The sequence below is a fragment of the Streptomyces sp. S465 genome, assembly GCF_026898115.1.
GTDB lineage: Bacteria > Actinomycetota > Actinomycetes > Streptomycetales > Streptomycetaceae > Streptomyces > Streptomyces luomodiensis.
In genome coordinates, this window is the sequence record NZ_CP114036.1 from 1,781,174 (window position 1) to 1,803,952 (window position 22,779).

Consider the following 22,779-nt stretch of genomic DNA (forward strand, 5'->3'; position numbering starts at 1 on the left):
GCACACGCCGTGCGCCCCTCCCGGGGTTCGGCCCTTCAGCCGGCGGTGACCTCCTTGTTCTTGGCCAGCGCCTTCGTACGGGCCGTGACGGTGCTCCGCAGCGCCGTGACGGCCTTGTCGACGCCGGTGTCGTCCGCTCCCGCCCGCTTGGCGTCGGCGGCCAGCGCGGTGAGCGTCCTGGACGCGGTGCCGGAGGCGTAGAAGGTCTGGTACAGCTCGCGGTAGGCGGACTTGTACACCTCGTCGAACGCGTCCAGCTCCAGGAAGCGCTCCTTGAGCAGGTGGCCGCCCATCGCGCCGCCCTTGCCCTGCCGGCCCTCGCCCCGCTGCCCCTCGCTCTTCTGCCCCTGGCCCTTCTGCTGCCCCTGGCCGCCGTTCGGCCCGGCCGCGCCCTGCTGGGCTCCGCCGCCGGGACGGCCGCCGCCCATGCCGGTCTCGTCGTCCGGACCGGCCTCGGCCGAACCGCTGAACGTCAGGTTGAAGTCCCAGCCGAGCACCGAGAACTTCTTGGTGTCCAGGCTGTACCAGAGCACGTAGTTCTTGCCCGGACCCGCCATGTCGTCGAAGTTCAGGATCAGGTTCTGCGTGGCCACGTACTGGGCCAGGGACTTCACGTCCACGTACTGGTCCAGCTCCTCGGCGAACTCCTTGTCCGACGCCTGGTTGGCCCACTTGATCAGGCGCATCACGGGGGCGAGGTCCTGGCTGCCCTTCTTGTTGAGCTGTTTGAAGGAGTCCTCGTACTCCGTCGGATCGTCACCCCGGTAGTCGAAACTGCTCCCCGCGCGGGCCTTGTACATCACGCCGTCGTCCGTGCGCTGGGTGTCGGCGTAGTCCTTGCTCGGGTTCTCGACGTACATCCGGGTGACGGCCGGACGGTTGTTGACCTGGAGCGAGGCGAAGGCGAACCCCTCGGCCGTCTGGTCGGAGGCGTCCATCAGGGAGAGCGACAGCGCCTCGTTGAACGGCACTTGGTCGTCGCTGCCGGGACGCAGGGAGATCTCCCGGTGGCCCTGGTAGGCACGGCCCTCGACATACTCGTCGATCTTGATGAGCCAGGGCAGCTCCTCCGGTTTGGACGCCGAGAGCTGGACGTTCATCATGCCTCCGCCTCCCCCGCCCCCGCCGCCACCCGGCTGCTGCTGACCCTGCTGACCGGGCCGGCCCTGCTGCTGCCCCGGTTGGCCTGGCTGGCCCTGCTGGTCCGGTTGGCCTGGCTGGTCCGGCCGGTCGCCGCCGCCGCCGGGACCGCCCTCCCCGCCACCGCCAGGGCCGCCGCCCCGGTTGCCGCCGCCCAGGCTCCGGAGGGTCGAGTTGCCCTTGAGCCGGATGCCGACGTCGTTGAGGTACGTACCGTCGAGCGTCAGGTCGGCATCGATGTAGTCCTTGGTGCCGTCGGCCTTGAACTCCTTCATCATCTCGGTGAAATCGGTCTGCTCGTAGGAGAGCTGGATGGAGTGCGGCTTGGTCTCGTCGTAGAGGTCGACCGTTCCGGTCACGTTCTCCGTGATCTCGTCGCTGTCCGCGGCCGAGGCGCTGGTGACCCACGGGGAGACGCGGGCGTCGCCGAAGAAGATCAGCAGTACCGCCGTTCCGGCGCACAGCAGCGCCGCGAACTTCCAGTGGTGCCGCAGACGAACCGGGATCCGGTGCTTCACGCGCTTGCGCACGGGCGAGGATGCCGTGGTGGGGGTGGTCATCACAGGTCGGTCTGGTCGTAACCGGTCAGCACGGTCACGCGCTGCCCGAAGGTGCGCTCCTGGAGGGCGGAGACCAGTTCTCCGGGCTCGGTGCCCTTCTTCAGGCGGACGGTGTAGAAGACCTCGGTCAGCGCGCCGCCGCGGATGGTCTCCGTGCTGACGAGCTCGAACTCGCTGGTGTAGCGGATCAGGACATCGCTGATGGCGCCCGTGTGGTCCTCACCGGCGGGCACCTGCACCTTGACGACCTGGCGCTGCACATCGAGGTGGAACCAGTTGAACTTGTGCATCACGATGATGATGAGGCAGATGCCGACGCCCGCGATGGCGGCCAGGGTGTAGAAGCGGGCGCCCGCGGCCATGCCGATGCCCATCACCAGGAAGATGAAGCCGACGTCCCGGGTCTCCTTGATGGCGTTTCGGAAACGGACCACCGACAGGGCGCCGACGAGGGAGAAGGCACGGGCCAGGTTCGAGCCGACGACGAGCATGATGAGCGCGACGATCATGCCGACGATCACGAGCGTCTGCACATAGGACTGGCTGTAGGACACGTTGCGGTGCGTGTAGCGGTAGACGTAGCCGATCATCGTGCTGAGTACGAAGGTGAGCGCCATCGCACACACGATGTCGGTGACGCTGAACGTCCCGCTGAGGTCCTGAAGGTCGAAGTTCACGGTGTTCATGCCTCCACGGGCGTGCCGGCCGGCGCGGCGGGGGACTCCGCGGACACCGGGGTGGGGGTGATGGGCGGGGGGAAGTCCTCTTCACGGACGTGGAAGACCGACCGCGGCGCGAGGCCGAACGCCTCGACGGACTGGACGTACTTGGAGACCCGGATCAGGTTCAGGTTGCGGCGGGCCGCCAGATCGGTGATCCAGTACGGGGTGCGCTCGTTGACCTTGACCTCCATCACCGACAGGTGCGGGGGCAGGGTGAAGCGGTTCTCCGCGCCCTCGGTACCGAAGTGGAAGTCACGGTCCCGGCCCCGGACGCGGCGGTCGAAGGTGACCCGTAATCCGGTGTCCTGGTCGCGGCCGACGAGCGCCTCACGCTGATAGCCGGTGATCACGGTCGGCTGGAGGCCGAGCCGGACGACCAGCTCCAGCACCTCCTCGACGAAGGCGCGCTCCTTCGCGGTGTGCTCGATCATCTGGCGTCCGTCGCACAACTGCCGGGCGACTGCGTACGGCACGGTGATGCGCCGTTTCTGCGTGACGCGGTTGACGCGCTGCTTGATCTCGACGCAGACGGGCGACTGGTCGGTGATGCCCGCGAGGTCTCCGTAGTGGCGGATGCGCAGCTTGCGCCGGAACTTCAGCCCCTCGATCTTCTCCCAGTAGAAGCGGAGCGCGGGGGTGTCGTAGTACAGGCTCCACACCCCGTAGCCGCCGACCGGGCTGTGCTCGTCCCGGTCCATGCGCTCGGCCAGTTCGTCCCGGATGGCCGCGGCCTGGTCGACGGGGACCAGGTACTTCAACTCGTAGCGGTTGAAGGCGTGCAGCCGGCTCGCCACCCGCAGCGCGGGTTCCTCGGCGATTCCCCGTTCACGGTCCGCGGGTGGGGTGGCGGCGGGCTCGATGTGGTGCGGGTCGGCCCGCGCGGCGTCGCCGCCGGGCGCGGGTGTCTTCCGCGAGCGGAACATGGCTCCCCTTACTCAAGGTCGTCTGTGCGTCCTGAAGCAAGGAACCGGCCGAGCCTGAGAATCAGGTAAGAAACACATATGAACGATCTATGATCCACAGCTGAACAACAGATGAACGACAGGGGACCGGAACGGAACGTACCGCATCACCGCCATCTCCGCCGTAATGTCCCGCCGCACAGCGTCCGCACAGCCCGGAGCCGTGTCCGTACCGCCTCCGCGCCGGTCGTTCTTTTGGCCGATGCCGATGGCCATGAACCCGCTATCCGGGTGATCTGCGGCAGTGGCCTCCCGGGCGACCCTCGGGTCATGGCTCGTCACACCCGAACTCAACGTTCACGCCGTGGATCGCCGCGGCCCTGGCCACCGCCCTGACGGGAGTGGCCGCCTGCACCGCCGACGCGGCGGGTTCGCCGAGGACCCCCATTGGGGGGACGCTGCACAGCGGCCCCGCCGCCGAAGGGGCAGTATGCGTGCGAAGCCGGTCATATCCGGCTGCTCATGCTCAGTAAGGAGTGCCCATGCCTATCCGGACCGCTCTGTCCGCGCTCGCCCTCACCGCCACGTCCCTCGCCGTCGGCGCGGCCGGCGCTGCCGGTGCCACCGCGGACGACGGACCCGACGTCACCGTCCACAACTCCACCGCCACGACCTTCCCCGGCGTGTGCGCCGGCAACGAGTTCTCGTTCGTCACCATCCCGGTCAATGTGCTGGGCGGGGCGGACTCCAGCTCGTGCCGGACCGCCTGATCAGCACGATCAGCACCGCTCCCGCAACCGGGGACCTCTCGGACCCCGGTTGCGGGTGTCCCAGGCAACCGGAAGCTTCCGCACCCGGCCCCGCCGCGTCGGGAGCCACCACCGAACGCCATGTCCCGACCCCCGGCACCCCCGTCCGCTCCGGCGTCCCGGACCACGGCCGCGTGGCCAAGTACTACGCCGTCAAGGCGCGGATCGACCGGCGCCTCGACGAGTTGGGGGAAGGCGCCCCTCCCCACCGAGCGCAACCTCTCCGAGCGGTACGGGGTCGCCCGGGAGACGGTCCGCCAGGCGCTGCGCGAGCTGGTACTGGAGGGCAAGCTGCGCCGGCGGGGTCGCGGCACGGTGGTCGCGGGCCCCAAGCCGGCGCAGCCGCTGTCGCCGGCCAGTCGGCATCGGCAGGGCCGGCGGGGTGCCGAGGAGCAGCGCCTCGCGCGGGAGGCACCGGCCGCGGGGATGCGCCGCGTTGATCCACTCGCGACCTGTCGCGCCAAAAGGTGACAAAATTACCGCTAGGAGGGTGATGCACACCGGGCGGGCGACCGATGAAGCCGAACCCCGCGGTCGGCATCCTGCCCTCGGGTGACCACATCACCACAGCCCGCGACGAACGCGCCAAGACGTCCGCCGGCGGTGTGAGGGAAGGGCGGGACCGGGATACCCGGCCGGGGCCGGCACCCCTCACATGCGAAAGAGGCAGCGATGATGAGCGAAGACAAGGCAGACGACGTCTATCAGCCGACCGGCACCAACGAGGAGCAGGAGGACGCGGCCCCGCTGGACACCCAGGACGCCCTGGACGAGCGTGACTACGACGAGATGCTCGACGAGGGCTACTCCCCGCCGGAGAAGCCGCTCGGTGTGACCAAGCACGGCACCACGGCGGCCGAACAGCAGGAGCGGGAGACGCTCGACCAGCGGCTGGCCGAAGAGACCCCCGACGTCGAAGCGCCGGCGGGCGACGGGGTGGGAGATCTACAGGAGGGCGAGGGAGAGCCCCTCGACCCCGAGGCCGGGACGGACCGGGCGGGCCGGCTCGTCGCCCCGGACGAGGGAGTCCGCACCGACACCACGAAGGAAGTCCTCGCCAGGGACGAAGGCGTCGACGCGGGTGCTGCCGGTGCCGAGGAGGCCGCCGTGCACATCGTCCCGGATGAACAGCTCGAGGAGGCAGACGACGGCGAACCGGATCGCTGACCCTGTCCGGGGACACGTCCGCGGTCGCGCCGTGGCCACGCGGCGGCGGGTTCTCCCGGCCGGCGGGCCCGGCGGGCCACGGGCCAGCCATCCGCTACGTACCGGCGTTTGCCCAGGTGGGCCGTGGGGCACCCGGGGCCGGAAGGTTTCGTTCCCAACGCCCGTGGCCAGGAGGTGCCCCCGTGAATCAGCAGGAACGGCGTCATCCGGTGGAGCGGCATCCGCAGCCGGAGTTCCCGCAGCAGGACCAGGCGCACCCCGGCGAGACGGAGGCGATGGAGCCCCGGCCCGACCACGGCGAGAACACCTACGAAGGCCACGGGCTGCTGAAGGACCGGCGCTCTGTGATCACCGGGGGTGACTCGGGGATCGGCCGGGCGGTGGCGCTCGCCTTCGCCAGGGAGGGGGCCGACGTGTGCTTCGGCTATCTGCCCGAGGAGGAGAAGGACGCCCAGGAGACGGTGCGCCTGGTCGAGTCGGCCGGGCGCCGGGCGGTCCCCTTCCCCTGTGACATCCGCGAGGAAAGCGCATGTCAACGGCTGGTGGACCAGGCGGTCGAGGCGTTCGGCGGGATCGACATCCTCGTCAACAACGCCGCCTATCAGATGTCCCGGCCCCAGGGGCTGGAGGAGATCACGACCGAGCAGTTCGACCGGGTGATGCACACCAACCTCTACGCCATGTTCTGGCTGTGCAAGATGGCGCTTCCGCACATCCCGGAAGGCGGCAGCATCATCAACACCACCTCGGTACAGGCGTACAAACCCAGCACCCACCTGCTCGACTACGCCACCACCAAAGGCGCGATCGTCACGTTCACCCAGGGGCTGGCCGGCAACCTCGCCGAGCGCGGCATCCGTGTCAACGCCGTGGCCCCCGGCCCGGTGTGGACACCCCTGATCCCCGCCACCCTGCCGGACACCTCGACCTTCGGCCTCCAGAGCCCCCTGAACCGCCCGGCACAGCCCGCCGAGATGGCCCCCGCCTATGTCTTCCTGGCCTCGCAGCAGGCCGGCTACATCACCGCGGAGATCGTCAACGCCACCGGGGGCACACCCCTGCCCTAGTCCGAGCCGCCGCGGTCAGCGCGTAGATGTGGCGCGAATTGCACCACCGCACGGCAACAGCGGCTGAAAACATACCGCCGCGGGACTGTTCTTCCGTGCATGGTGGGTGATCCACGATCAACGGGACCAGCCCAGGAGAAGAGGCCATCGTGAGCGAGCGAGCCGGCAGACCGCGTTCCCCCCGCGCCTCCTCCGTCATCTCGGGGGTGCTCACCGGGACGATCGCGCTCTACATCACGCTCGTGGCCTTCGGCAACATCACCGACTTCGACACCAACCAGCAGTTCGTGCGGCACGTCCTGGCGATGGACACGACGTTCAAGGACGAGGACCTGATGTGGCGGGCGATCGAATCACCCGCCATCCAGGACACCGCCTACATCGCCATCATCGTCTGGGAAAGCCTCGCCGCCGTTGTCCTCCTCGCCGCGACGGCCATGTGGTGCGCGGGCCCGCAGGGGGACCGCGTCCGCCGCGCCCGTCAGGCCAGCACCCTGGGGCTGTTGATGCTGATGCTGCTGTTCGGCGCCGGGTTCATCGCCATCGGTGGCGAGTGGTTCGCCATGTGGCAGTCGAAGCAGTGGAACGGGCTGGAGGCCGCCACCCGCGTCTTCGTGCTCTGCGGGCTCGTCCTGCTGCTCCTTCACCTGCCCTCGGCCGAGCGGGCCGACCGGGCCGAACGAGCCGGTTCGGCCGGGCGACCCGGTGCCGAGTCCGCGCCCGGCTCCGCTTCCGAGTCCGGTTCCGAGTCAGCGCCCGGCTCCGCCTTCGGCTCCGCGCGCTGATCGAGCGGGCGCGCCGCGGACGCGCCGTACTCCGCGTCCTGGGCTGCCGCCGTCGGCTCCTCCGGTCGGGGCCGGCCGGCGTTCCGGCCGCCGGGCAGCACGGCGAGGACGATCATCGTCCCGGCAGCCATGATGATCCCGCCGATCAGGCTGGTCTGCGCCACGCTGTGCGCGAAGGACTCGTGCACCGCCTCGATCAGGGCCTGTGCCTGCTGGGGACCGCCGGCCGGGTTCTTCGCGACCTCCTCGGCGACGGCCAGACCGCCGCCCACCGAGTCCTTCGCCGTTTCCAGCGCCGCGGCCGGGAGGTGGCCTCCGACCAGGTCGGTGAGCTTGTCACGGTAGGCGGTGCCCAGCAGTGAGCCGAGGATCGCGATGCCCAGGGCGCCGCCCATCTCCAGCGCGGTGTCGTTGGCGCCACCGGCCACGCCCAGCTCGGACTCGGGGAAGGAACCCATGATGGTGTCCGTGGCCGGGGACACGCTGAGCCCGATCGCGAAGCCCAGCATCACCAGGGGCGCCAGGAAGTCGGCGTACGCGGAGCCCTTGTCGACCTGAGCGAGGAGGAAGACCCCGGCCGTGCCGATCACCATGCCGGTGCCGACCATGACCCTCACACCCAGCTTGGGTGTCAGCAGTGCGGTGGCCGCGGCGCCGACGAAGACGGCACCGGCCAGTGGCAGCAGTCGCACACCGGTCTCCAGCGGACCGTAGCCGAGCACGAACTGGAGGTACTGGGTGGCGTAGTAGAGCGCCCCGAAGGTGCCGAAGAAGAAGAACAGCACCGCAAGCATCGAGCCGCCGAACCCCCGCTGGGCGAACTTGCACACGTTCAGCATGGGGCGCGGGTGGCGCAACTCCCAGGCCACGAAGGCCAGCAGACCGACTCCGGCGATCACAGCCGCCGCGATGGGGCCGGTGCCCCAGCCGAAGTGCGGACCCTCGATGGTCGCGTACACCAGGCAGCCGACCGAGACGATCGACAGCAGACCGCCGATGTAGTCGATCCGCCCCATGTCCCGCGCCTTGGACGGCGGCACCAGGACCAGCGCGCCGATCACGGCGAGGACGGCGACGGGGACGTTGATCAGGAAGGTGGAACCCCAGGCGTGGTCCTCCAGCAGCCATCCGGCCACCAGCGGGCCGACCGCGATGGCGAGACCGGAGGTGGCGGACCAGGCCGTGATCGCCTTGGCACGCTCACCCCGGGGGAAGATCGCGGCCAGCAGGGACAGCGTGGCCGGCATGACCACCGCGGCCCCGACACCCATGACCGCGCGGGCCGCGATCACCAGCTCGGTCTTCTCGACCAGGCTGCCCGTGACCGAACCGGCCGCGAAGATCACCAGACCCGTGAGGAGCGCGCCACGGCGGCTGTACTTGTCGCCGATCGAGCCCAGCACCAGCATCAGCGCGGCGTACGGGACGGTGTAGCCGTCGATGACCCACTGGAGGTCACTACTGCTCAGCCCCAGGTCCCTGGTCATGTCCGGCGCGGCCACGATCAGGGAGGTGTTCGCCATGACCACGATCAGCAGGCTCAGGCACAGCACCAGCAGCGCCCACCAGCGCCGGGCGTACGGCCCGGTCATCTTCTCGACGGGCGTGGTGGCAAGCAAGGGCATCGGAGGCTCCCTGGCGACGATTAATTGCACATCGATGAGCAGATTATTTTATTGCCCAGCGGTGTGCAAATAAGTCGATGAGGTGCCGCTCTACCTGCGCGATCGAGGTGGTGCGCGGCGCACGAAAGGCAAGACGGACGAAAGGCAAGACGGAACCGCACAGCAGCCGTACGGCGCACGGCGGACAGCGGCGGTTACTCCGACAGCGCGGCGGCGACGGCGTCGACCACGGCAGACGCCTCTTCCCGCGGCACACCGGCCGCGATGAGCATGGCGACGGTCGCCCGGGTCCCGTCGTCCTCCAGCGCCCCGGTGTTGACCTGTTCCAGCAGGGCGACCGTCATCGCTTCGAGCCCGGCGCTGAGCACGGCGGGCGGCAGGTGGGTGTGGAAGACGCCGTCCCGCTGCCCTCGCTCCAGGATGGCCGCGACCTCGTCACGGGCCGGCCTGAGGATCTCGCCCACGCTGTCCGCGCCCAGGTCGCGCCGGGTCACCGCCAGGAGCATCCGGTAGCGGTCGCCCACGGGCCACGTCGACAGCAAGAAGTACGCGAGCGCCCGGTCGGCCGGCTCCGACGGCCTCGCCGCGGCCGCCGCCGCGCCCTGGAGGCTTTCGGAGGCTTCCTCCACCAGCGCTTCCAGAAGCGCCGCCCGTCCGGGGAAGTGGCCGAAGAGAGTGCGCCGCACGACACCGGCGGCTCGTGCCAGCTCTTCCAGGGTGATGTCGGGGTTGCGTCCCAGTTCCCGACGTGCCGTGGCCAGGATGCGCGCCCGGTTGGAGCGCGCGTTGCGTCGCTGCGGCTCACGGGCGGCGGGCTTGGCCACGGAAGTACCTCAGGTGATGACGGTGACGACGGCGGTGACGTAGACGATGGTGATGGTGATGGCCAACGCCAGGACACGACCCGGCGCGCGGCCGATCCATTCTGACACGCGGGCCACTCCGCCACGGGGCCATCGCGCGGTCCGCAGCCGGATGCGACGGCCCTAGTGGCCGGGGACAGCGTCCCGGGCCCCTGTCGCCGGATGCCCGAGCTCGACCAGCTGATCCGCTGCTACGCCACCCGGTACCCGGCGGACACGCGGACACCGTCGTGCCCTGGTGACGAGTGGCGCCGAGCCCGGTCACCTCGTACCCGCCCCGGGCTACCCGCTCGTGCTGGACCGGCGTTCCCGGTCCGTCCGGGTCCGACCGGCCGTCTGGTCAGCACCGGCCGTCTGGTCAGGCCCGGCCGGCCGCGAGGGGGCGGTTCGGGCGGCGACCACCATCACGGCGAGGCCGAGCGCCACGACCGCGGAACCCACGTACAGCGGCGCCCGGTAGCCCAGGTCCGTGCTGATCGCGAGGCCGCCGAGCCAGGCGCCCAGGGCGTTGCCGACGTTGGAGGCCGAGACGTTGCAGCTCGCGCCAGGCACCCCGTCCAGCTCCGGCCTGGTCCGGTCTGGCGGGACTGTCCCCGCACGCACTCCCGGCGAGCGGTCACTCGCCCCGGAACTCGGGCCACTCCCCGGTCAGCAGGGACGCGATCCCGTGGCGCATGTCCCGTGACGCGACCCCCGTGGCGAAGTCCGCGCGTTCCAGTTCGAGATGGTCGGCGAGCGGCAGGGACAGGCTCCGGTCCAGCAGGCGCTTGGCGCTGCGGATCGTGTGCGGCGCGGCCTGTGCCAGCTCGCGCAGCCGCCGCAGCCCCGCCTCCACCAGTTCGTCGGGGTCCACGACCGCGCTGACCAGGCCCTCCCGCAGGGCCTGTGGCGCCCGTATCACCGGCTGTTCCAGCAGCAGTTCCAGGGCGCGCGCGTATCCGACCGCGCGGGGCAGGAACCATGCCATACCGGCGTCGGTGGACGCGCCGATCGCTCCGTAGGCGAAGTGGAACGACGCACGCCGGGACGCCAGCCGCAGGTCGCAGGCGAGCGCGAGGGAGAAACCGGCCCCGGCCGCCTGGCCGTTGACGGCGGCCAGCACCGGGCAGGGGAGCGCGCGGATCGCCAGGACGGTCCGTTTCAGGAGGTGGGTGAGGCGGTCCCCGTAGGCCGTGGCGTCGAACGTGTCGTCCGACAGCGCCTGGTGGAACTCGCGGATGTCCCCGCCGAGACTGAACGCCTTGCCGGCACCGCTCATCAGCACTCCGCGCAGTGCCGGGTCCCGGGCTAGTACTTCTGTCGCAGCGAGGAGTTCCTCCAGGAGCGCGGTATTCATCGCGTTGCCGTAGTCGGGGCGGTTCAGAAGCAGTACGGCGATCCCGTCCCGCATCGTCACGCTGACGGACGGGGGAATCGGCGGACCAGGGCTTGTCGCGTTCCGTGCCGGACTGTCTGCCATGGCAGGCGAGCGTAAGGAGGCGCCGGAGCCGCTGACAAGACGACGGGCGCACCGGTGACTTCTGGCCGTGGGCGCCCTACGATCGGGCGCAGCACGGTCCGGACTTGCTCCACGCACTGTCGAAACGCGCGCATCCACACGGGGGATGGCATGCCGGAGACTGCCATAGACCGCTCAACCACCCACTTATCGCCTGAAGGATGCGCCCTGGTGACGGGCGCATCACGGGGCATCGGCGCTGCCGTCGCCCGCGAACTCGCCGCCACCGGACGTCCCGTGATCGTCGGGTTCCGCCAGGACGAGACCGCCGCGAAACAGACCGTGGCCGACATCGAACGGGCCGGGGGAACGGCCCTCGCCTGCCGCGCGGACGTCACCGAGACCGACGGCGTCGAAGCGCTGTTCCGCACCGCCGAGGAGGCGTACGGGCGGGTGCTGGTCCTCGTCAACAACGCGGGCATCCGGTCCGACCAGGTGTTCGCGGCGATGGAGCCGTCCGACTGGCACGCGGTGCTCGACACCAACCTCAGCGCTGTCTACCGCACCATGCACCGCGCGCTGCCGGTCATGTCCAGGGCGCGCTTCGGCCGTATCGTCAACATCGGATCGGTGCTCGGCAGCCGGTCGCTGCCCGGGGTCGCCAACTACGCGGCCGCGAAGGCGGGGCTCGAAGGGCTCACCCGATCGGTCGCGGTCGAGGTCGCCCGGCGCGGCATCACCGTGAACACCGTCGCGCCCGGCCTGGTCGAGACCGAGCTCGTGGCCGACGTCGAGTTCCTCAGACGCTCGGCGCGCACCGCCATCCCCGCCCGACGGGCCGCCCAGCCGGCGGAGATCGCCTCCTGTGTCCGTTTCCTCGCCGCACCGGAGGCGGGCTATCTGACCGGCACCACGATCACCGTCGACGGAGGGCTCTCGGCCGCCGCGTTCGTTCCGCACGTGCCCAAGGACTGAGCGCTTCCGCCCCTTCGGTCCCCGGCCCCGCCCGGCCCGCCTGCCGTCGTACGGGGTGCCCGGCCGCTGTGTCCGCGTCCGCCCGCCGAACACCCTTCGCCGGCTCCGCCTGCCCGACACCGTCATGAACCCGCGAATCCCACAGAATTCCCCAGAACCGCGTTGAACCGCATTGAACCGCATGGCATCTGCATGATGGGAGAGTCCGACATGCCCACCACCCCAGTCACCCGCGAGGCCGTCAGCGCGTTCGTCACCGAGGCGCTCGCCGACTTCGGCGCCGACCCCGACGCGATCACGATGGACGCCACCTTCGAGGACCTGGAGATCGACTCCCTGGACCTGGTGGAACTGGGCCAGGCCGTGAAGAAGACGTTCGGCATCCACGTCCGCCCGAAGGACATGGACGACGTCAAGACGGTGGGTGAGGCCCTCGACGTCATGTTGGCCACCGCGGGGCTGTGATGGCGCACCGCGACGTCGTCGTCACCGGAGTCGGCGCGGTCACCGCCCTCGGTTCCGGCGCGGGTCCGCTCCACGAACGGGCCGTGGCGGGCGAGAGCGCGCTGGCCGGCGGGGAGGGCCGGTGCACCGGCTTCGACCCGTCCGCCGTCCTCAGCCGCCGGGAGGCCCGCAGGACGGACCGGTTCTCCCAGTTCGCGCTCGTCGCCGCGGCCGAGGCACTCGGCCAGGCGGGCTGGGACGGCCGGCCTCCGTACGCCCCGGAGCGGGTGGCCTGCGTCGTGGGTTCCGGAGTGGGCGGTCTGGAGACCTTCGAGGGGCAGCGGACCGTGCTGGACAAGGAGGGGCCGGAGGCCGTCTCCCCGCTCATGGTCCCGATGATGATGGCCAACGCGGCCGCCGCCCAGATCGCCCTGCGCCACGGCCTGGGCGGGGAGAGCCACTGTGTGATCTCGGCGTGTTCGGCCGGGGCCCAGGCCATCGGCGCCGGGCTGCGGCTGATCCGCTCCGGCGCGGCGGACGCCGTGGTGGTGGGCGGTGCGGAGGCCGCGACCTCGCCGATCGTACGGGCCGCCTTCCTGAACGCGGGCGCCCTCTCGCCCAGCGGCGCCTCGGTCCCGTTCGACCGGAGCCGGGACGGGTTCCTGCTGGGAGAGGGCGCGGGCATCCTGGTGCTCGAAGGCGCGGACGGCGCGCGAGCGCGGGGCGCCACAGTGCTGGCCGAGCTCGCCGGTTACGGGGCCAGCAGCGACGCCCACCACCTCACCGCGCCCGACCCGGACGGGGTCGGCGCCGCCCGCGCCGTGTCCCTCGCGCTCGCCGACGCCGGGATCGCCCCAGGGGATCTCGACTACATCAACGCCCATGGCACGGGCACCGTCCTGAACGACCAGGCGGAGATCGTGGCCCTGCGGCGCAGCCTCGGACCGGTGCTGGAGGACATCCCGCTGTCCTCCACCAAGTCCTCGATCGGGCACCTCCTCGGCGCCGCGGGGGCGGTCGAGGCGGTGGCCACCGTGCTCGCGCTACGGCACCGGCAGGCGCCGCCGACCGTGGGGCTGGCCACACCCGACCCAGCGCTCGGCCCGCTGACCCATCTGACCACGGCCCGCCCGTTGGCGCGCGGCGGGCCGGGCGGGCCGGTCGCGCTGTCCACCTCGTTCGGGTTCGGTGGCCACAACGCGGCGCTGGTCCTGCGCGGCGCACCGGAAGGAGCCGCCGCGTGATCACCCTTTCCGGGCGGCGCTACCTCGTGACGGGTGTGCTCACCAGTGACTCCCTGGCCTGGCATATCGCACGGGCGCTGCAACTCGCCGACGCGCAGGTGCTGTTGACCGGTTACGGCCGCACCCGCCGGATCACCGAACTGGCCGCCGCGGAGCTGCCGAGGCCGGCCGAGGTACTGGCTCTGGACGCGACACGGCGGGACGACTTCACCGCGCTCGGCGCGTCGGTGGCGGACCGGTGGCCCGCCCTGGACGGCGCCGTGCACGCCATCGCGGGCGCACCGGCCGACGCGATCGGCGGGTCGTTCCTCACCACCGCGCCGGACAGTGCCGAACGCGCCCTGCGGACCAGCGCACTGTCCCTGCACGCGCTGACCACGGCGCTCGCCCCGCTGCTCGAGCGGGGCGCGGACGGCGGCAGCGTCGTGGGGCTCGACTTCGACGGCACGCTGGCCTGGCCCGGCTACGACTGGATGGGCGTGGCCAAGGCCGCTCTGGAGTCGGTCTGCCGGTATCTCGCCCTCTATCTCGGGCCGCGACACATCAGGGTCAACCTGGTGGCGACCGGACCGGTCGAGACCGTGTCGGGACGTGGCGTCGCCACCTTCGGCGCGCTCGACGAGCGGTGGCGCGGCGAGGCGCCGCTGGGCTGGGACAGCTCGACGGCGGCGGCCGAGGTGGTGGCGGGCCCGGTGCTGTTCCTGCTGTCCCCGCTGGCGCGCGGCATCACCGGCGAGGTGATCCACGCGGACGGCGGGATGCGCCACACCGGTATGGGCCTGCCCGCGGCGCCCATGGACGCGAACCGCACCACCAACGTCGCGCACCGCACCACCAATGTCGCGCACCCCACCACCGATGCCGCGCACCCCACCACCGATGCCGCGCACCCCACCGCCGATGCCGCGGACCTCACCGCCGATGTCCTGGGGAGGAGTTGAGATGACCGCGCCCGCGGCCTCCGGGGCCGCCCCCTCGCTGCCCGGCGCCCGGCCCACGCCGTCCGGCGACCGCGCCACACCGCCCGAGGGCCGTTCCACACCGCCCGAGGGCCGTTCCGTGCTGCCCGGCGACCGGACCGTGCCCCGCCGGCTCGTGCACAAGCGCGCCGTCGAGCAGGTGCTGACCACCGGCGTGGCGGAATGCGGCGGCAGGCTGCTGGGTTCGGCCCAACTCCCCCGGCTGCACCGGTACTTCAACGACACCTGCGCCCCCTACTACGACCTGCTGCTGGTGGGCGAGGCGGCCCGGCAGACCGTCGAGGCCATGGCGCACGAGCTGCTCGGCGTCCCGCTGGACTCCCCCTTCGTGCTGAGCGACCTGGCGATCGAGCTGACCGGGCCGGAGGCGCTGCGGGTCGGTCCGGTCCCCGTCGACCTGGGGGTGGAACTGCACATCGACAGCGCGCGCCGCCGGCGTGACGGATCGGTGCGCGCCCTGCGGGGCACCGCGGTGTGCCGGGTGGCCGAGCGGGAGGCCGCCCGGTTCTCCGGGACCCTCCGCTTCCTGGAGGCGGGCGCGTACGCGGAACTGCGGGCCGGGCCCGCGACCCCCGCGCCGCCCGCCACGGGCGTTCCGCCCCGGTCGGCCCCCGCGGCGGTGGGCAGGACCGATCCCCGGAACGTCGTCCTGGGACGGATCCGCCACAAGGGCGAGGAGACCGTGGCGCGGCTGGTGTGCGATCCGGGCGACCCCGTCTTCTTCGACCACCCGCTGGACCACCTGCCGGGCATGCTCCTGATGGAGGCGGGCCGCCAGATCGCGCTGGCCGCGCGGGCCCGGACCGCCGCGGTGCCGGCCACCGAGCTCGTCGCCACGTCCTGCCGGGCCGGCTTCCGGGAGTTCGCCGAGCACACGGACCCGGTCTGGTGCAGGGCCCGGCCCACCGCGGCCGGGACGATCGAGGCCGTCGTGGAGCAGCGCGGCCGGCCGGCCGCGCTGCTCGAGGTCGCGGTGGCGCGGGTGACGGACCGGGGGATCGTGCCATGACCGTCACGATCAGCGGCGTCGGCGCGGCCCTCCCCGGCACCGTGATCGGAAACGACCACTTCGCCCACCTCGACACGTCCCATGAGTGGATCGTCAAACGCACCGGTATCCACACCCGGCACTGGCTGTCCCCGGACGAGTCGCTGGCGGACCTCGCCGAACGCGCCTCCCGGCAGGCCCTCGCCGACAGCGGACGCAGCGCCCACGAGGTGGACCATGTCCTGGTCTCCACCGTCACCCCCGACCGGATCACCCCCGGTGTCGCCCCCGAACTCGCCGCCCGCCTCGGCGCGCCGGGCCCGCCCGCGGTGGACCTCAACGCGGCGTGCGCCGGATTCCTCTACGCGCTCGACCACGCCTGCGCGCTCATCGAGAGCGGCCGGGCCCGCTGTGTGCTGGTCTGCGCGGCGGAGGCGCTGTCCCGGATCACCGATGTCACGGACCGCTCCACGGCGGTGCTGTTCGGCGACGCGGCGGGGGCGGTCGTCGTCACCCAGGACGGTCTGGAGGGCGGGGAGGGGCCGCATTTCCTGCTCGGCTCCGATGGCGGCCACACGGAACTGCTGTACGCCGACCGCGAGGAGCGCGTGCTGCGCATGAGCGGCCGTCAGGTGTACGAGTTCGCGGTGGCCACCATGGCGGAGCAGACCCGCAAGGTGCTCGGCGCCCGCGGGCTCCGGCCGGCCGACATCGCCCTGTTCATCGGGCACCAGGCCAACGCGCGCATCCTGCGGGCGGTCGCCGCGGAGCTCGGCGTGCCCGATGACCGCACCGAGATCAGCGTGGACACGGTCGGCAACACCTCGTCGGCCTCCATTCCCTTCGCCCTGCGGCAGGCCCGTGACGCCGGGCGGCTGCGGCCGGGGGACCGGATCGTGATGGCGGCTTTCGGCGCCGGCTTCGTCTGGGGCGCCGGTGTCGTCCGCTGGAAGGCATGACCGAGCAAACAAGCGCACCACGAGGAGACACCATGACACAGACAGGACAGCCGCAGCCGTACTACCTGGGGGACAATCCCTCGCGGCCGGTGCCGTTCGACGGCGTGATGACCGTCTCGCACTACATCATGCCCAACTTCGCGACGATGGACTGGCACCAGGTGCCCCGCGAGAAGGTGATCGAGAACATCCACAGCCTTCAGGACCCGGGCGGCAACCTGAACGACCGGATCATGATGTACATCCATGTTCCGTACTGCAAGTCGTTCTGCCACTACTGCAACTTCAACCGGTTCCACTACCCCAAGCAGGACTCCGAGCGCCTGGAGAGGTACACCGACTACCTCATCAAGGAAATCGACTGGTACATGCGCCAGCCGTATGTGCGGGAACGTGAGTTCACCGCCATCTACGTCGGCGGTGGCAGCCCCTCGACGCTGCCGACATCGGCCGTGGAGCGGCTGAGCGAACACCTCAGCAAGGTCGTGCCGAACTTCGACTCGATCGAGAAGAGCTTCACCGGCGAGCCCCGCACCCTGCGCCGCCCGGGACTGCTCGACGTGCTCAAGGACCACGGCTGGAACCGGATCACCTTCGGCATCGAAACGCTCAACGAGAAGATCCACCGGAAGATCGGCCGGCTGGACACCCGGGAGGACGTGGACGCGGTCTTCGACCGTATGCGCAGTCTCGGCTACACCGCGGACACCTGCGTCGACATGATGTACGACCTGCCGGGCCAGACGCTGGAGGGTTTCCAGGACGAGCTGTCCGAACTGCTCACCTGCTACGACCCGAGCGAGATCGACCTCTTCACCACGATCTACCTGCCCTACCGTCCGCTGCACAAGCTGATCATGGACGGCCGGGTCGAACAGCCCGGCAGTCCCTGGCAGTTGCTCGCCATGCGCGAGCACCTCTACGACACGCTCAGCGCGGCCGGCTACCACAACACCATCGCCGAGACCTGGTCCAAGCGCCCGGAACCCTCCCAGTACCAGACCGCGCACTGCGCCCGGCAGGACATCATCGGCGTGGGCTGCGCGGCGCGCGGCAACGTCCGCGACATGGTGTCGATCAACCCGGAGAAGGTGGACGACTGGCAGCGCAACGTCGACGAACAGGGAGCCTCCACCGAGACGCTCCAGTCGATCGGGTACGAGGGCGTCCTGGATCGCATCATGGTGATGTTCCCCCGCTACAAGTCGCTCGAGAAGGAACTGCTGGCCGACTACGCCGCGAGGATCGACGAGGACGCCTTCGAGCGGGTGCGCGCCGTGCTCGACGGACACCTGGCCGCGGGGGTCATCGACGACGAGGGCGACCGGTTCACCGTCACCAAGCTCGGTGTGATCTGGCACGGCAACCTCCAGACCGACTACCTGCGCCACACCCTCAACACCAAGGGTGAGGTCCTGATGAACCACCTCACCGAGGCGCGGCAGGACTTCGACAACGAGAACCGCTTCGACGTCACTCCCGAGACCGTCTTCATCAAGGAACACGACGCGGAGTACCCGAGGCTGATGAAGTAGCCCCGGCCGCCCCGCCTGGCCCGCCACTCCCCCGTGCGCCCGAGAGGTGTGAACCGATGAACGGCACGACCCCCGACCCCGGTGCCGGGCGGCGGCCCGCCCCGCCGCCGCTGCCGGTCCTGTCCCGGGTGGCGCCCGCGCCCGGCGTGACCCTGGTGGCCCGCGTGCTGCGCCACGCCGACCCCGGCACGCCGGTCGCGGTGGTGCTGCCCGCGATGGGCGCCTCCGCACGCTTCTACCTGCCCGTGGTCCGCGCTCTGCACGACGAGGGGCTGACCGTGGTGACGGTCGACCACCGGGGGCACGGCGAGTCCACCCCCACCGTGTCCCGTGGCATCCGGTTCGGCTACCGGGAGATGGCCGAGGAGGACCTGCCCGCGGTGCTCACGGCGGTGCGCGCGGAGTTTCCCGGCGCCCCGCTGGTGCTGGTCGGGCACAGCCTCGGGGGCCAGTTGGCGCTGCTGTACGCGGCGGCCCATCCGAAGGACGTGGACGCGCTGGTCCTGGTCGCCGCCGGGTCGGTGTGGTACCGGGGGTTCGGTGCGGTCCGGGGGCTGCGCAACCTCCTGGCCAGCCAGTCGTTCGCCGCGCTGGCCACGCTGATCGGGTACTGGCCCGGCAAGCGGTTCGGCTTCGGCGGCACCGAGGCCGCCGGTGTCATGCGCGACTGGGCCCGACAGGGCCGTACCGGCGACTACCGGCTCAAGGGGAGTGCGGTCGACTACGAGCGGGCCCTGGGCGAACTCGCCCTGCCGCTGCTGGAGATCGGTGTCGACAACGACGTACTGGCCCCGGCCGGCGCCCGCGAACACCTGCTGTCCAAGGTGGGCCGGTGTGGTGTCGACCGCTGGCACTACACCACCGAGGCGGCGGGCGGAAAGCACATCGACCACTTCCGCTGGGTCCGCTACCACCGGGCCCTGTGCGCCCATCTCGCCCAGTGGGTGCTGAAAACGGCTGCCCAGGGGCGCGCGGGCCACGGTGGTCCGGCCGACCGTGACAGGAGGGACGAACCCGATGGATGCTGAGCGTTCCGGAGCCCGGGTGGCCGTGGTGGGGGGCGGCTGGTCGGGGATCGCCGCCGCCTGGAACCTGCACCGCGCCGGCGCCCGGCCGGTCCTCTTCGACGAACAGCCGGTGCTCGGCGGCCGCTCCGCCGCGGCACCGCTCGGCTCCCGCGAGGTGACGCTCGGCGGCAAGAACATCGGCCGCACCCACGTGCTCTTCCGGGAGTTCACCCGAGCACAGGGGATACCGGAGTCGGCCTTCGAGCATTTCGGCATCAACTCCTCCCGGGTGGAGGACGGCCGGGTGCGCACCGTGGACACCACCAGCAAGGCGGCGAGCCTGTACGGTCTGCTGCGCGGCGTCCCCCCGCGCGACCTGGTGCGGTTGCTGCGGCTGGCCCGCTACACCCGGCGTGCGCGGGCCAACCGCTTCCTTGCCGGGCCCGACTTCCAGCGGCTGGCGGACCGCACCGGCGACCCGTCGCTCGCGGCCTACTTCGGCAAGCGGTTGCGGGACCGGCTGATCCGCCCCGCCCTCATCCGGATGAACGGGGCCGAACCCGACGAGGCGTATCTGGGCAACTTCGGCACCAACCTGGGGATGCTGCTGGACGGTTTCGACCAGCTGCCCGGCGGCTTCACCCCACTGCTGACCGCTTTCTCGGCCGCGGTGGAGACCCGCGGCGGCACCCGTGTCACCGGTCTGCGGGTGGCCGGGGGCCGGGTCACGGGGCTGTTCACCACGACCGGCGAGGGCGCGGGGGCCGAGGAGCGCGAGGAGAGCGCCGACGCGGTCGTCGTCGCCCTGCCCGCGCCGGCGGCCGCCGCCCTCGTCGCCCCGCACCACGCCGGGCTGGCGAGACGGCTGCGCGAGGTGCGGTACTTCCCGGTGTCGGTGGTCATCGCCGCCTACGACCGGCCGGTCTTCGACGAACGGGTCAGGGCGCTGACCTTCCCGCCGGTCAGTCCGCTGAGCAATGCCGGCGCCTACGGTGTCTCGGACCGGCATCTGGTGCGGTACACCTTCAGCGGCCGTGCGGCACGTGACCTGCCGGCCGACGAGGAGTACCTGATCGGCCTCGCCGAGAAGGAGCTGGGCGCCCACCTCGATCTCGGCTCGGCCCGGCGCACCGGCCTGGTGTGCGCCCGCTGGGAACACGGCCTGTGCGCGTACTCCCGGTTCCACTCCCGGACCCTGGCGGAGATCGACGCGGCGGTGGCCGCGCTCGATGGCCTGGCGCTGACCGGGGACTACGTCCGGGGCGCCGCCATCGAGGCGTGCTTCCGCGGTGCCTACGAGCGCACGGACGCGCTGCTCGCCGCGCTCACCTCCCGCTCGGAGCGGGGTCAGCTGCCGTAGTAGGTGTCGAAGTTCTTGGCGAACTCCCCGCCGTTGAAGCCGTCCCAGTTGACCGACCAGGCCATCAGTCCGCGCAGGGCGGGCCAGCTGCCGTGCGGCTCGTAGCCGCCGCAGTCGGTCTTCTTGGTCAGGCAGTTCAGGGCCTGGGTCACATCACCGGGCTGGGTGTAGCCGTTGCCCGCGTTGGAGCTCGCGGGCAGGCCGATCGCCACTTGGGACGGGTCCAGCGGCGGGAAGACGTTGTCGGTGTCGCCGGCCACGGGGAAGCCGGTGAGCAGCATGTCGGTCATCGCGATGTGGAAGTCGGCGGTGCCCATGGTGTGGTACTGGTCGTCCAGCCCCATGATCGGGCCGGAGTTGTAGTCCTGGACGTGCAGCAGGGTGAGGTCGTCGCGCAGCGCGTGGATCACCGGGAGGTACGCCCCGGAGCGCGGGTCCTGGCCGCCGGATGCGCCCGAGCCGTAGTGCTGGTAGCCCAGCTGCACGAAGAACGTCTCCGGGGCCATGGTAAGGACGAAGTCGTCGCCGTACTTCTCCTTGAGCGACTTCACGGCCGAGATGAGGTTGACGATCGCCGGGGTCTTCGGGTTCTTGAAGTCGGTGTCGCCGTCGTCCAGCGACAGCGAGTGGCCCTCGAAGTCGATGTCGAGGCCGTCCAGTCCGTACCGGTCGATGATCGCCCCGACCGACTCCACGAACTTGTCGCGGGCCTCGGTGGTGGTGAGCTGCACCTGGCCGTTCTGCCCGCCGATGGATATCAGCACCTTCTTGCCCGCGTCCTGCTTGGCCTTGATGGCGGCCTTGAACTCGTCCTCCGACTCGACGTTCGGGCACTCGTCCTGCGGACAGAGGCTGAAGCGGATGTCGCCGGAGGTGGTGGAGGTGGGCTCGCCGAAGGCCAGGTCGATGATGTCCCAGCTGTCGGGGACATCGGCCATTCGGGTGTATCCGGAGCCGTTGGCGAAGCTCGAGTGCAGATAGCCGACGAGCGCGTGCTCGGGGATGGCCGCCTTCGCGGTGGCGGAAGAGGCGGTGTCCGCGGTGGCGGTGGTCGTCGAGGCCGTGGCGAGCAGCCCGGCCGCGGCGACAGATGCGCACACGCCGGTCAGGACCCTTGCGGTGAAGGGGAAACGGAAGTTCATGGAGCCGCTCCTTGGTGTGGGGGGAAGGCGGAGCCGAACTGCGGTGGGGGAAGGTCCGAAGGTATCGGGAAAGCTGGGCGCCCACGAGAAAACAGGACTAGACCATTGGGTGTCAATGGTACGGGCCACATTGCCGGTGTGCGACGGCGAGCCGACGCCGGAGCACCACGGTGGTCACGGGCCCCGCGGCACCGCGCACACTGGCGATTTCGCCGATGGCGCCCGCGCCTCGTCCCACGACGCTGGTTCGGGTCAGGCACCCGCTTCCCCGCATCCTCGTCAGGAGGGCTCCATGCGTCGTCGTACCCCACGCCGGCTTCTCGGCGTTCTCGCGGCCGCCACGGCCGCGTTCACCCTGTTCTCCTCGGCGTCCACGGCCGGCGCGGCCGACACCTCGACCGCCGCCGCCACGTCCGCCTCCGCCGCCCGGTCGGCCGACGCGGCCGCCCGGCCGCTGTCGACCAGCACGCCGGTCGTCTTCGTCCACGGGTACACCGGCAACGCGTCCAACTGGATCACCGCCATGAGCGTCTTCCGGCTCAACGGCTGGTCCAGCTCCAACCTCTTCGCCTACGAGTACGACTCCTACGGCAACAACATCACCAACGCCCAGGGCCTGGCCAGTTACGTCAACAACGTGAAGGCGAAGACCGGCGCGAGCAAGGTCGCGATCGTCAACCACTCGATGGGCGGCCTGGTCAGCCAGTACTACCTGAAGGTGCTGGGCGGCAACACCAGCGTCAGCCACCTCGCCTCGATCGCCGGCGCGAACCACGGCACCACCTACGCCGGTGCCTGCCTGGTCTTCACCACCTGTCAGCAGATGTACCCGGGCTCCTCGTTCATCTCCCAGATCTCCTCGGGCGACGAGACGCCGGGCGACACCAAGTACGCCACCTGGTACTCGGCGTGTGACGGCATCATCATCCCCTACACCAGCACCCGGCTGGACGGCGCGACCAACAACAACGTGCTCTGCCAGACCCACATCGGGTACCTGGCGGACACCATCGTGCTGGGCCAGATAGCCGACTTCATCGCCTCCTGACCTCCCGGCCCGCCCCATG

The 22,779-nt window shown here is 70.9% G+C and carries 20 protein-coding genes and 3 pseudogenes; 15 read left to right on the forward strand and 8 right to left on the reverse strand.

Annotation, left to right across the window (positions count from 1 at the left end):
- Positions 1–35: 35 nt before the first annotated feature.
- From N6H00_RS07580 to N6H00_RS07590, 3 genes are read right to left on the reverse strand one after another with little or no spacing between them, the layout of a single operon-like run.
- On the reverse strand, positions 36–1,700 hold the full coding sequence (locus N6H00_RS07580) for a CotH kinase family protein (RefSeq protein WP_268970813.1): 1,665 nt from the start codon (positions 1,698–1,700) through the stop codon (positions 36–38).
- Entirely contained in the window at positions 1,700–2,377 is a 678-nt protein-coding gene (locus N6H00_RS07585) for a DUF4956 domain-containing protein (protein ID WP_268976868.1), read from the reverse strand. Before N6H00_RS07585 ends, N6H00_RS07580 begins: the two co-directional genes overlap by 1 nt.
- 5 nt (positions 2,378–2,382) lie before the next feature.
- On the reverse strand, positions 2,383–3,216 hold the full coding sequence (locus N6H00_RS07590) for a polyphosphate polymerase domain-containing protein (RefSeq protein WP_268976869.1): 834 nt from the start codon (positions 3,214–3,216) through the stop codon (positions 2,383–2,385).
- Positions 3,217–3,866: 650 nt separating this feature from the next.
- Here N6H00_RS07590 and N6H00_RS07595 point away from each other — a divergent pair.
- From N6H00_RS07595 to N6H00_RS07615, 5 genes and pseudogenes are all read left to right on the forward strand, one after another.
- The gene (locus tag N6H00_RS07595) at positions 3,867–4,094 is read left to right on the forward strand and encodes a hypothetical protein (protein ID WP_268970814.1); all 228 of its coding nucleotides are present in this window, start codon (positions 3,867–3,869) and stop codon (positions 4,092–4,094) included.
- Between the two features lie 173 nt (positions 4,095–4,267).
- Positions 4,268–4,511 (forward strand): annotated as a pseudogene (locus N6H00_RS07600) (GntR family transcriptional regulator); the annotation flags it as partial.
- Between the two features lie 294 nt (positions 4,512–4,805).
- A complete protein-coding gene (locus N6H00_RS07605) occupies positions 4,806–5,300 on the forward strand; it encodes a DUF5709 domain-containing protein (RefSeq protein ID WP_268970815.1) in 495 nt (164 codons plus the stop codon).
- A gap of 182 nt (positions 5,301–5,482) precedes the next feature.
- Positions 5,483–6,367 carry an SDR family oxidoreductase gene (locus N6H00_RS07610; protein ID WP_268970816.1) on the forward strand — a complete coding sequence of 295 codons (885 nt, stop codon included), beginning with the start codon at positions 5,483–5,485 and terminating at the stop codon, positions 6,365–6,367.
- Between the two features lie 242 nt (positions 6,368–6,609).
- Positions 6,610–6,957 (forward strand): annotated as a pseudogene (locus tag N6H00_RS07615) (DUF2165 domain-containing protein); the annotation flags it as partial.
- Between the two features lie 53 nt (positions 6,958–7,010).
- Here the strand turns inward: N6H00_RS07615 and N6H00_RS07620 are convergent.
- The 4 genes from N6H00_RS07620 to N6H00_RS07635 all read right to left on the reverse strand — a co-directional run bounded on the left by N6H00_RS07620 (position 7,011) and on the right by N6H00_RS07635 (position 11,099).
- Positions 7,011–8,777, reverse strand: a complete 1,767-nt coding sequence (locus tag N6H00_RS07620) for an MFS transporter (protein ID WP_268970817.1) — start codon at positions 8,775–8,777, stop codon at positions 7,011–7,013.
- A gap of 194 nt (positions 8,778–8,971) precedes the next feature.
- Entirely contained in the window at positions 8,972–9,601 is a 630-nt protein-coding gene (locus N6H00_RS07625) for a TetR/AcrR family transcriptional regulator (RefSeq protein WP_268970818.1), read from the reverse strand.
- 321 nt (positions 9,602–9,922) lie between these two features.
- Positions 9,923–10,192 (reverse strand): hypothetical protein, encoded by a 270-nt coding sequence (locus tag N6H00_RS07630; RefSeq protein WP_268970819.1) that lies wholly within the window; start codon positions 10,190–10,192, stop codon positions 9,923–9,925.
- Positions 10,193–10,256: 64 nt separating this feature from the next.
- Complete coding sequence (locus tag N6H00_RS07635) at positions 10,257–11,099, reverse strand: enoyl-CoA hydratase/isomerase family protein (RefSeq protein WP_268970820.1); 843 nt, start codon at positions 11,097–11,099, stop codon at positions 10,257–10,259.
- A 210-nt stretch (positions 11,100–11,309) separates the two neighbouring features.
- Here N6H00_RS07635 and fabG point away from each other — a divergent pair, with 210 nt between their 5' ends.
- The 9 genes from fabG to N6H00_RS07680 all read left to right on the forward strand — a co-directional run bounded on the left by fabG (position 11,310) and on the right by N6H00_RS07680 (position 20,570).
- Positions 11,310–12,053, forward strand: coding sequence for a 3-oxoacyl-ACP reductase FabG (fabG, locus tag N6H00_RS07640; protein WP_268970821.1), 744 nt, complete (start codon positions 11,310–11,312; stop codon positions 12,051–12,053).
- A gap of 210 nt (positions 12,054–12,263) precedes the next feature.
- On the forward strand, positions 12,264–12,518 hold the full coding sequence (locus tag N6H00_RS07645) for an acyl carrier protein (protein ID WP_268970822.1): 255 nt from the start codon (positions 12,264–12,266) through the stop codon (positions 12,516–12,518).
- Positions 12,518–13,741: a beta-ketoacyl-[acyl-carrier-protein] synthase family protein gene (locus tag N6H00_RS07650; RefSeq protein WP_268970823.1), complete on the forward strand. Its 1,224-nt coding sequence runs from the start codon at positions 12,518–12,520 to the stop codon at positions 13,739–13,741. The genes N6H00_RS07645 and N6H00_RS07650 overlap by 1 nt, the downstream gene beginning before the upstream one ends.
- Positions 13,738–14,682, forward strand: coding sequence for an SDR family oxidoreductase (locus N6H00_RS07655; RefSeq protein WP_268970824.1), 945 nt, complete (start codon positions 13,738–13,740; stop codon positions 14,680–14,682). The genes N6H00_RS07650 and N6H00_RS07655 overlap by 4 nt, the downstream gene beginning before the upstream one ends.
- 1 nt (position 14,683) lies before the next feature.
- Positions 14,684–15,730, forward strand: a complete 1,047-nt coding sequence (locus N6H00_RS07660) for a ScbA/BarX family gamma-butyrolactone biosynthesis protein (protein ID WP_268970825.1) — start codon at positions 14,684–14,686, stop codon at positions 15,728–15,730.
- A complete protein-coding gene (locus tag N6H00_RS07665) occupies positions 15,727–16,668 on the forward strand; it encodes a beta-ketoacyl-ACP synthase III (protein WP_268970826.1) in 942 nt (313 codons plus the stop codon). The genes N6H00_RS07660 and N6H00_RS07665 overlap by 4 nt, the downstream gene beginning before the upstream one ends.
- A gap of 32 nt (positions 16,669–16,700) precedes the next feature.
- The gene (locus N6H00_RS07670; RefSeq protein WP_268970827.1) at positions 16,701–18,203 is read left to right on the forward strand and encodes a coproporphyrinogen-III oxidase family protein; all 1,503 of its coding nucleotides are present in this window, start codon (positions 16,701–16,703) and stop codon (positions 18,201–18,203) included.
- Between the two features lie 56 nt (positions 18,204–18,259).
- Positions 18,260–19,231: an alpha/beta hydrolase family protein gene (locus N6H00_RS07675; RefSeq protein WP_268970828.1), complete on the forward strand. Its 972-nt coding sequence runs from the start codon at positions 18,260–18,262 to the stop codon at positions 19,229–19,231.
- Positions 19,221–20,570: an FAD-dependent oxidoreductase gene (locus N6H00_RS07680; protein ID WP_268970829.1), complete on the forward strand. Its 1,350-nt coding sequence runs from the start codon at positions 19,221–19,223 to the stop codon at positions 20,568–20,570. The genes N6H00_RS07675 and N6H00_RS07680 overlap by 11 nt, the downstream gene beginning before the upstream one ends.
- Here the strand turns inward: N6H00_RS07680 and N6H00_RS07685 are convergent.
- A pseudogene (locus N6H00_RS07685) lies at positions 20,558–21,763 on the reverse strand (chitinase); the annotation flags it as partial. The gene N6H00_RS07680 and the pseudogene N6H00_RS07685 overlap by 13 nt on opposite strands.
- A gap of 241 nt (positions 21,764–22,004) precedes the next feature.
- Here N6H00_RS07685 and N6H00_RS07690 point away from each other — a divergent pair.
- On the forward strand, positions 22,005–22,760 hold the full coding sequence (locus N6H00_RS07690; RefSeq protein WP_268970830.1) for an esterase/lipase family protein: 756 nt from the start codon (positions 22,005–22,007) through the stop codon (positions 22,758–22,760).
- Positions 22,761–22,779: the final 19 nt, after the last annotated feature.

What these genes read in the sequence shown, in the direction of transcription:
- N6H00_RS07580 (WP_268970813.1), bottom strand. Translation starts at nt 1,700, where the DNA reads ATGACCACCCCCACCACGGCATCCTCGCCCGTGCGCAAGCGCGTGAAG.
- N6H00_RS07595 (WP_268970814.1), top strand. Translation starts at nt 3,867, where the DNA reads ATGCCTATCCGGACCGCTCTGTCCGCGCTCGCCCTCACCGCCACGTCC.
- N6H00_RS07605 (WP_268970815.1), top strand. Translation starts at nt 4,806, where the DNA reads ATGATGAGCGAAGACAAGGCAGACGACGTCTATCAGCCGACCGGCACC.
- N6H00_RS07620 (WP_268970817.1), bottom strand. Translation starts at nt 8,777, where the DNA reads ATGCCCTTGCTTGCCACCACGCCCGTCGAGAAGATGACCGGGCCGTAC.
- N6H00_RS07635 (WP_268970820.1), bottom strand. Translation starts at nt 11,099, where the DNA reads ATGGCAGACAGTCCGGCACGGAACGCGACAAGCCCTGGTCCGCCGATT.
- N6H00_RS07645 (WP_268970822.1), top strand. Translation starts at nt 12,264, where the DNA reads ATGCCCACCACCCCAGTCACCCGCGAGGCCGTCAGCGCGTTCGTCACC.
- N6H00_RS07650 (WP_268970823.1), top strand. Translation starts at nt 12,518, where the DNA reads ATGGCGCACCGCGACGTCGTCGTCACCGGAGTCGGCGCGGTCACCGCC.
- N6H00_RS07660 (WP_268970825.1), top strand. Translation starts at nt 14,684, where the DNA reads ATGACCGCGCCCGCGGCCTCCGGGGCCGCCCCCTCGCTGCCCGGCGCC.
- N6H00_RS07665 (WP_268970826.1), top strand. Translation starts at nt 15,727, where the DNA reads ATGACCGTCACGATCAGCGGCGTCGGCGCGGCCCTCCCCGGCACCGTG.
- N6H00_RS07670 (WP_268970827.1), top strand. Translation starts at nt 16,701, where the DNA reads ATGACACAGACAGGACAGCCGCAGCCGTACTACCTGGGGGACAATCCC.
- N6H00_RS07675 (WP_268970828.1), top strand. Translation starts at nt 18,260, where the DNA reads ATGAACGGCACGACCCCCGACCCCGGTGCCGGGCGGCGGCCCGCCCCG.
- N6H00_RS07680 (WP_268970829.1), top strand. Translation starts at nt 19,221, where the DNA reads ATGGATGCTGAGCGTTCCGGAGCCCGGGTGGCCGTGGTGGGGGGCGGC.
- N6H00_RS07690 (WP_268970830.1), top strand. Translation starts at nt 22,005, where the DNA reads ATGCGTCGTCGTACCCCACGCCGGCTTCTCGGCGTTCTCGCGGCCGCC.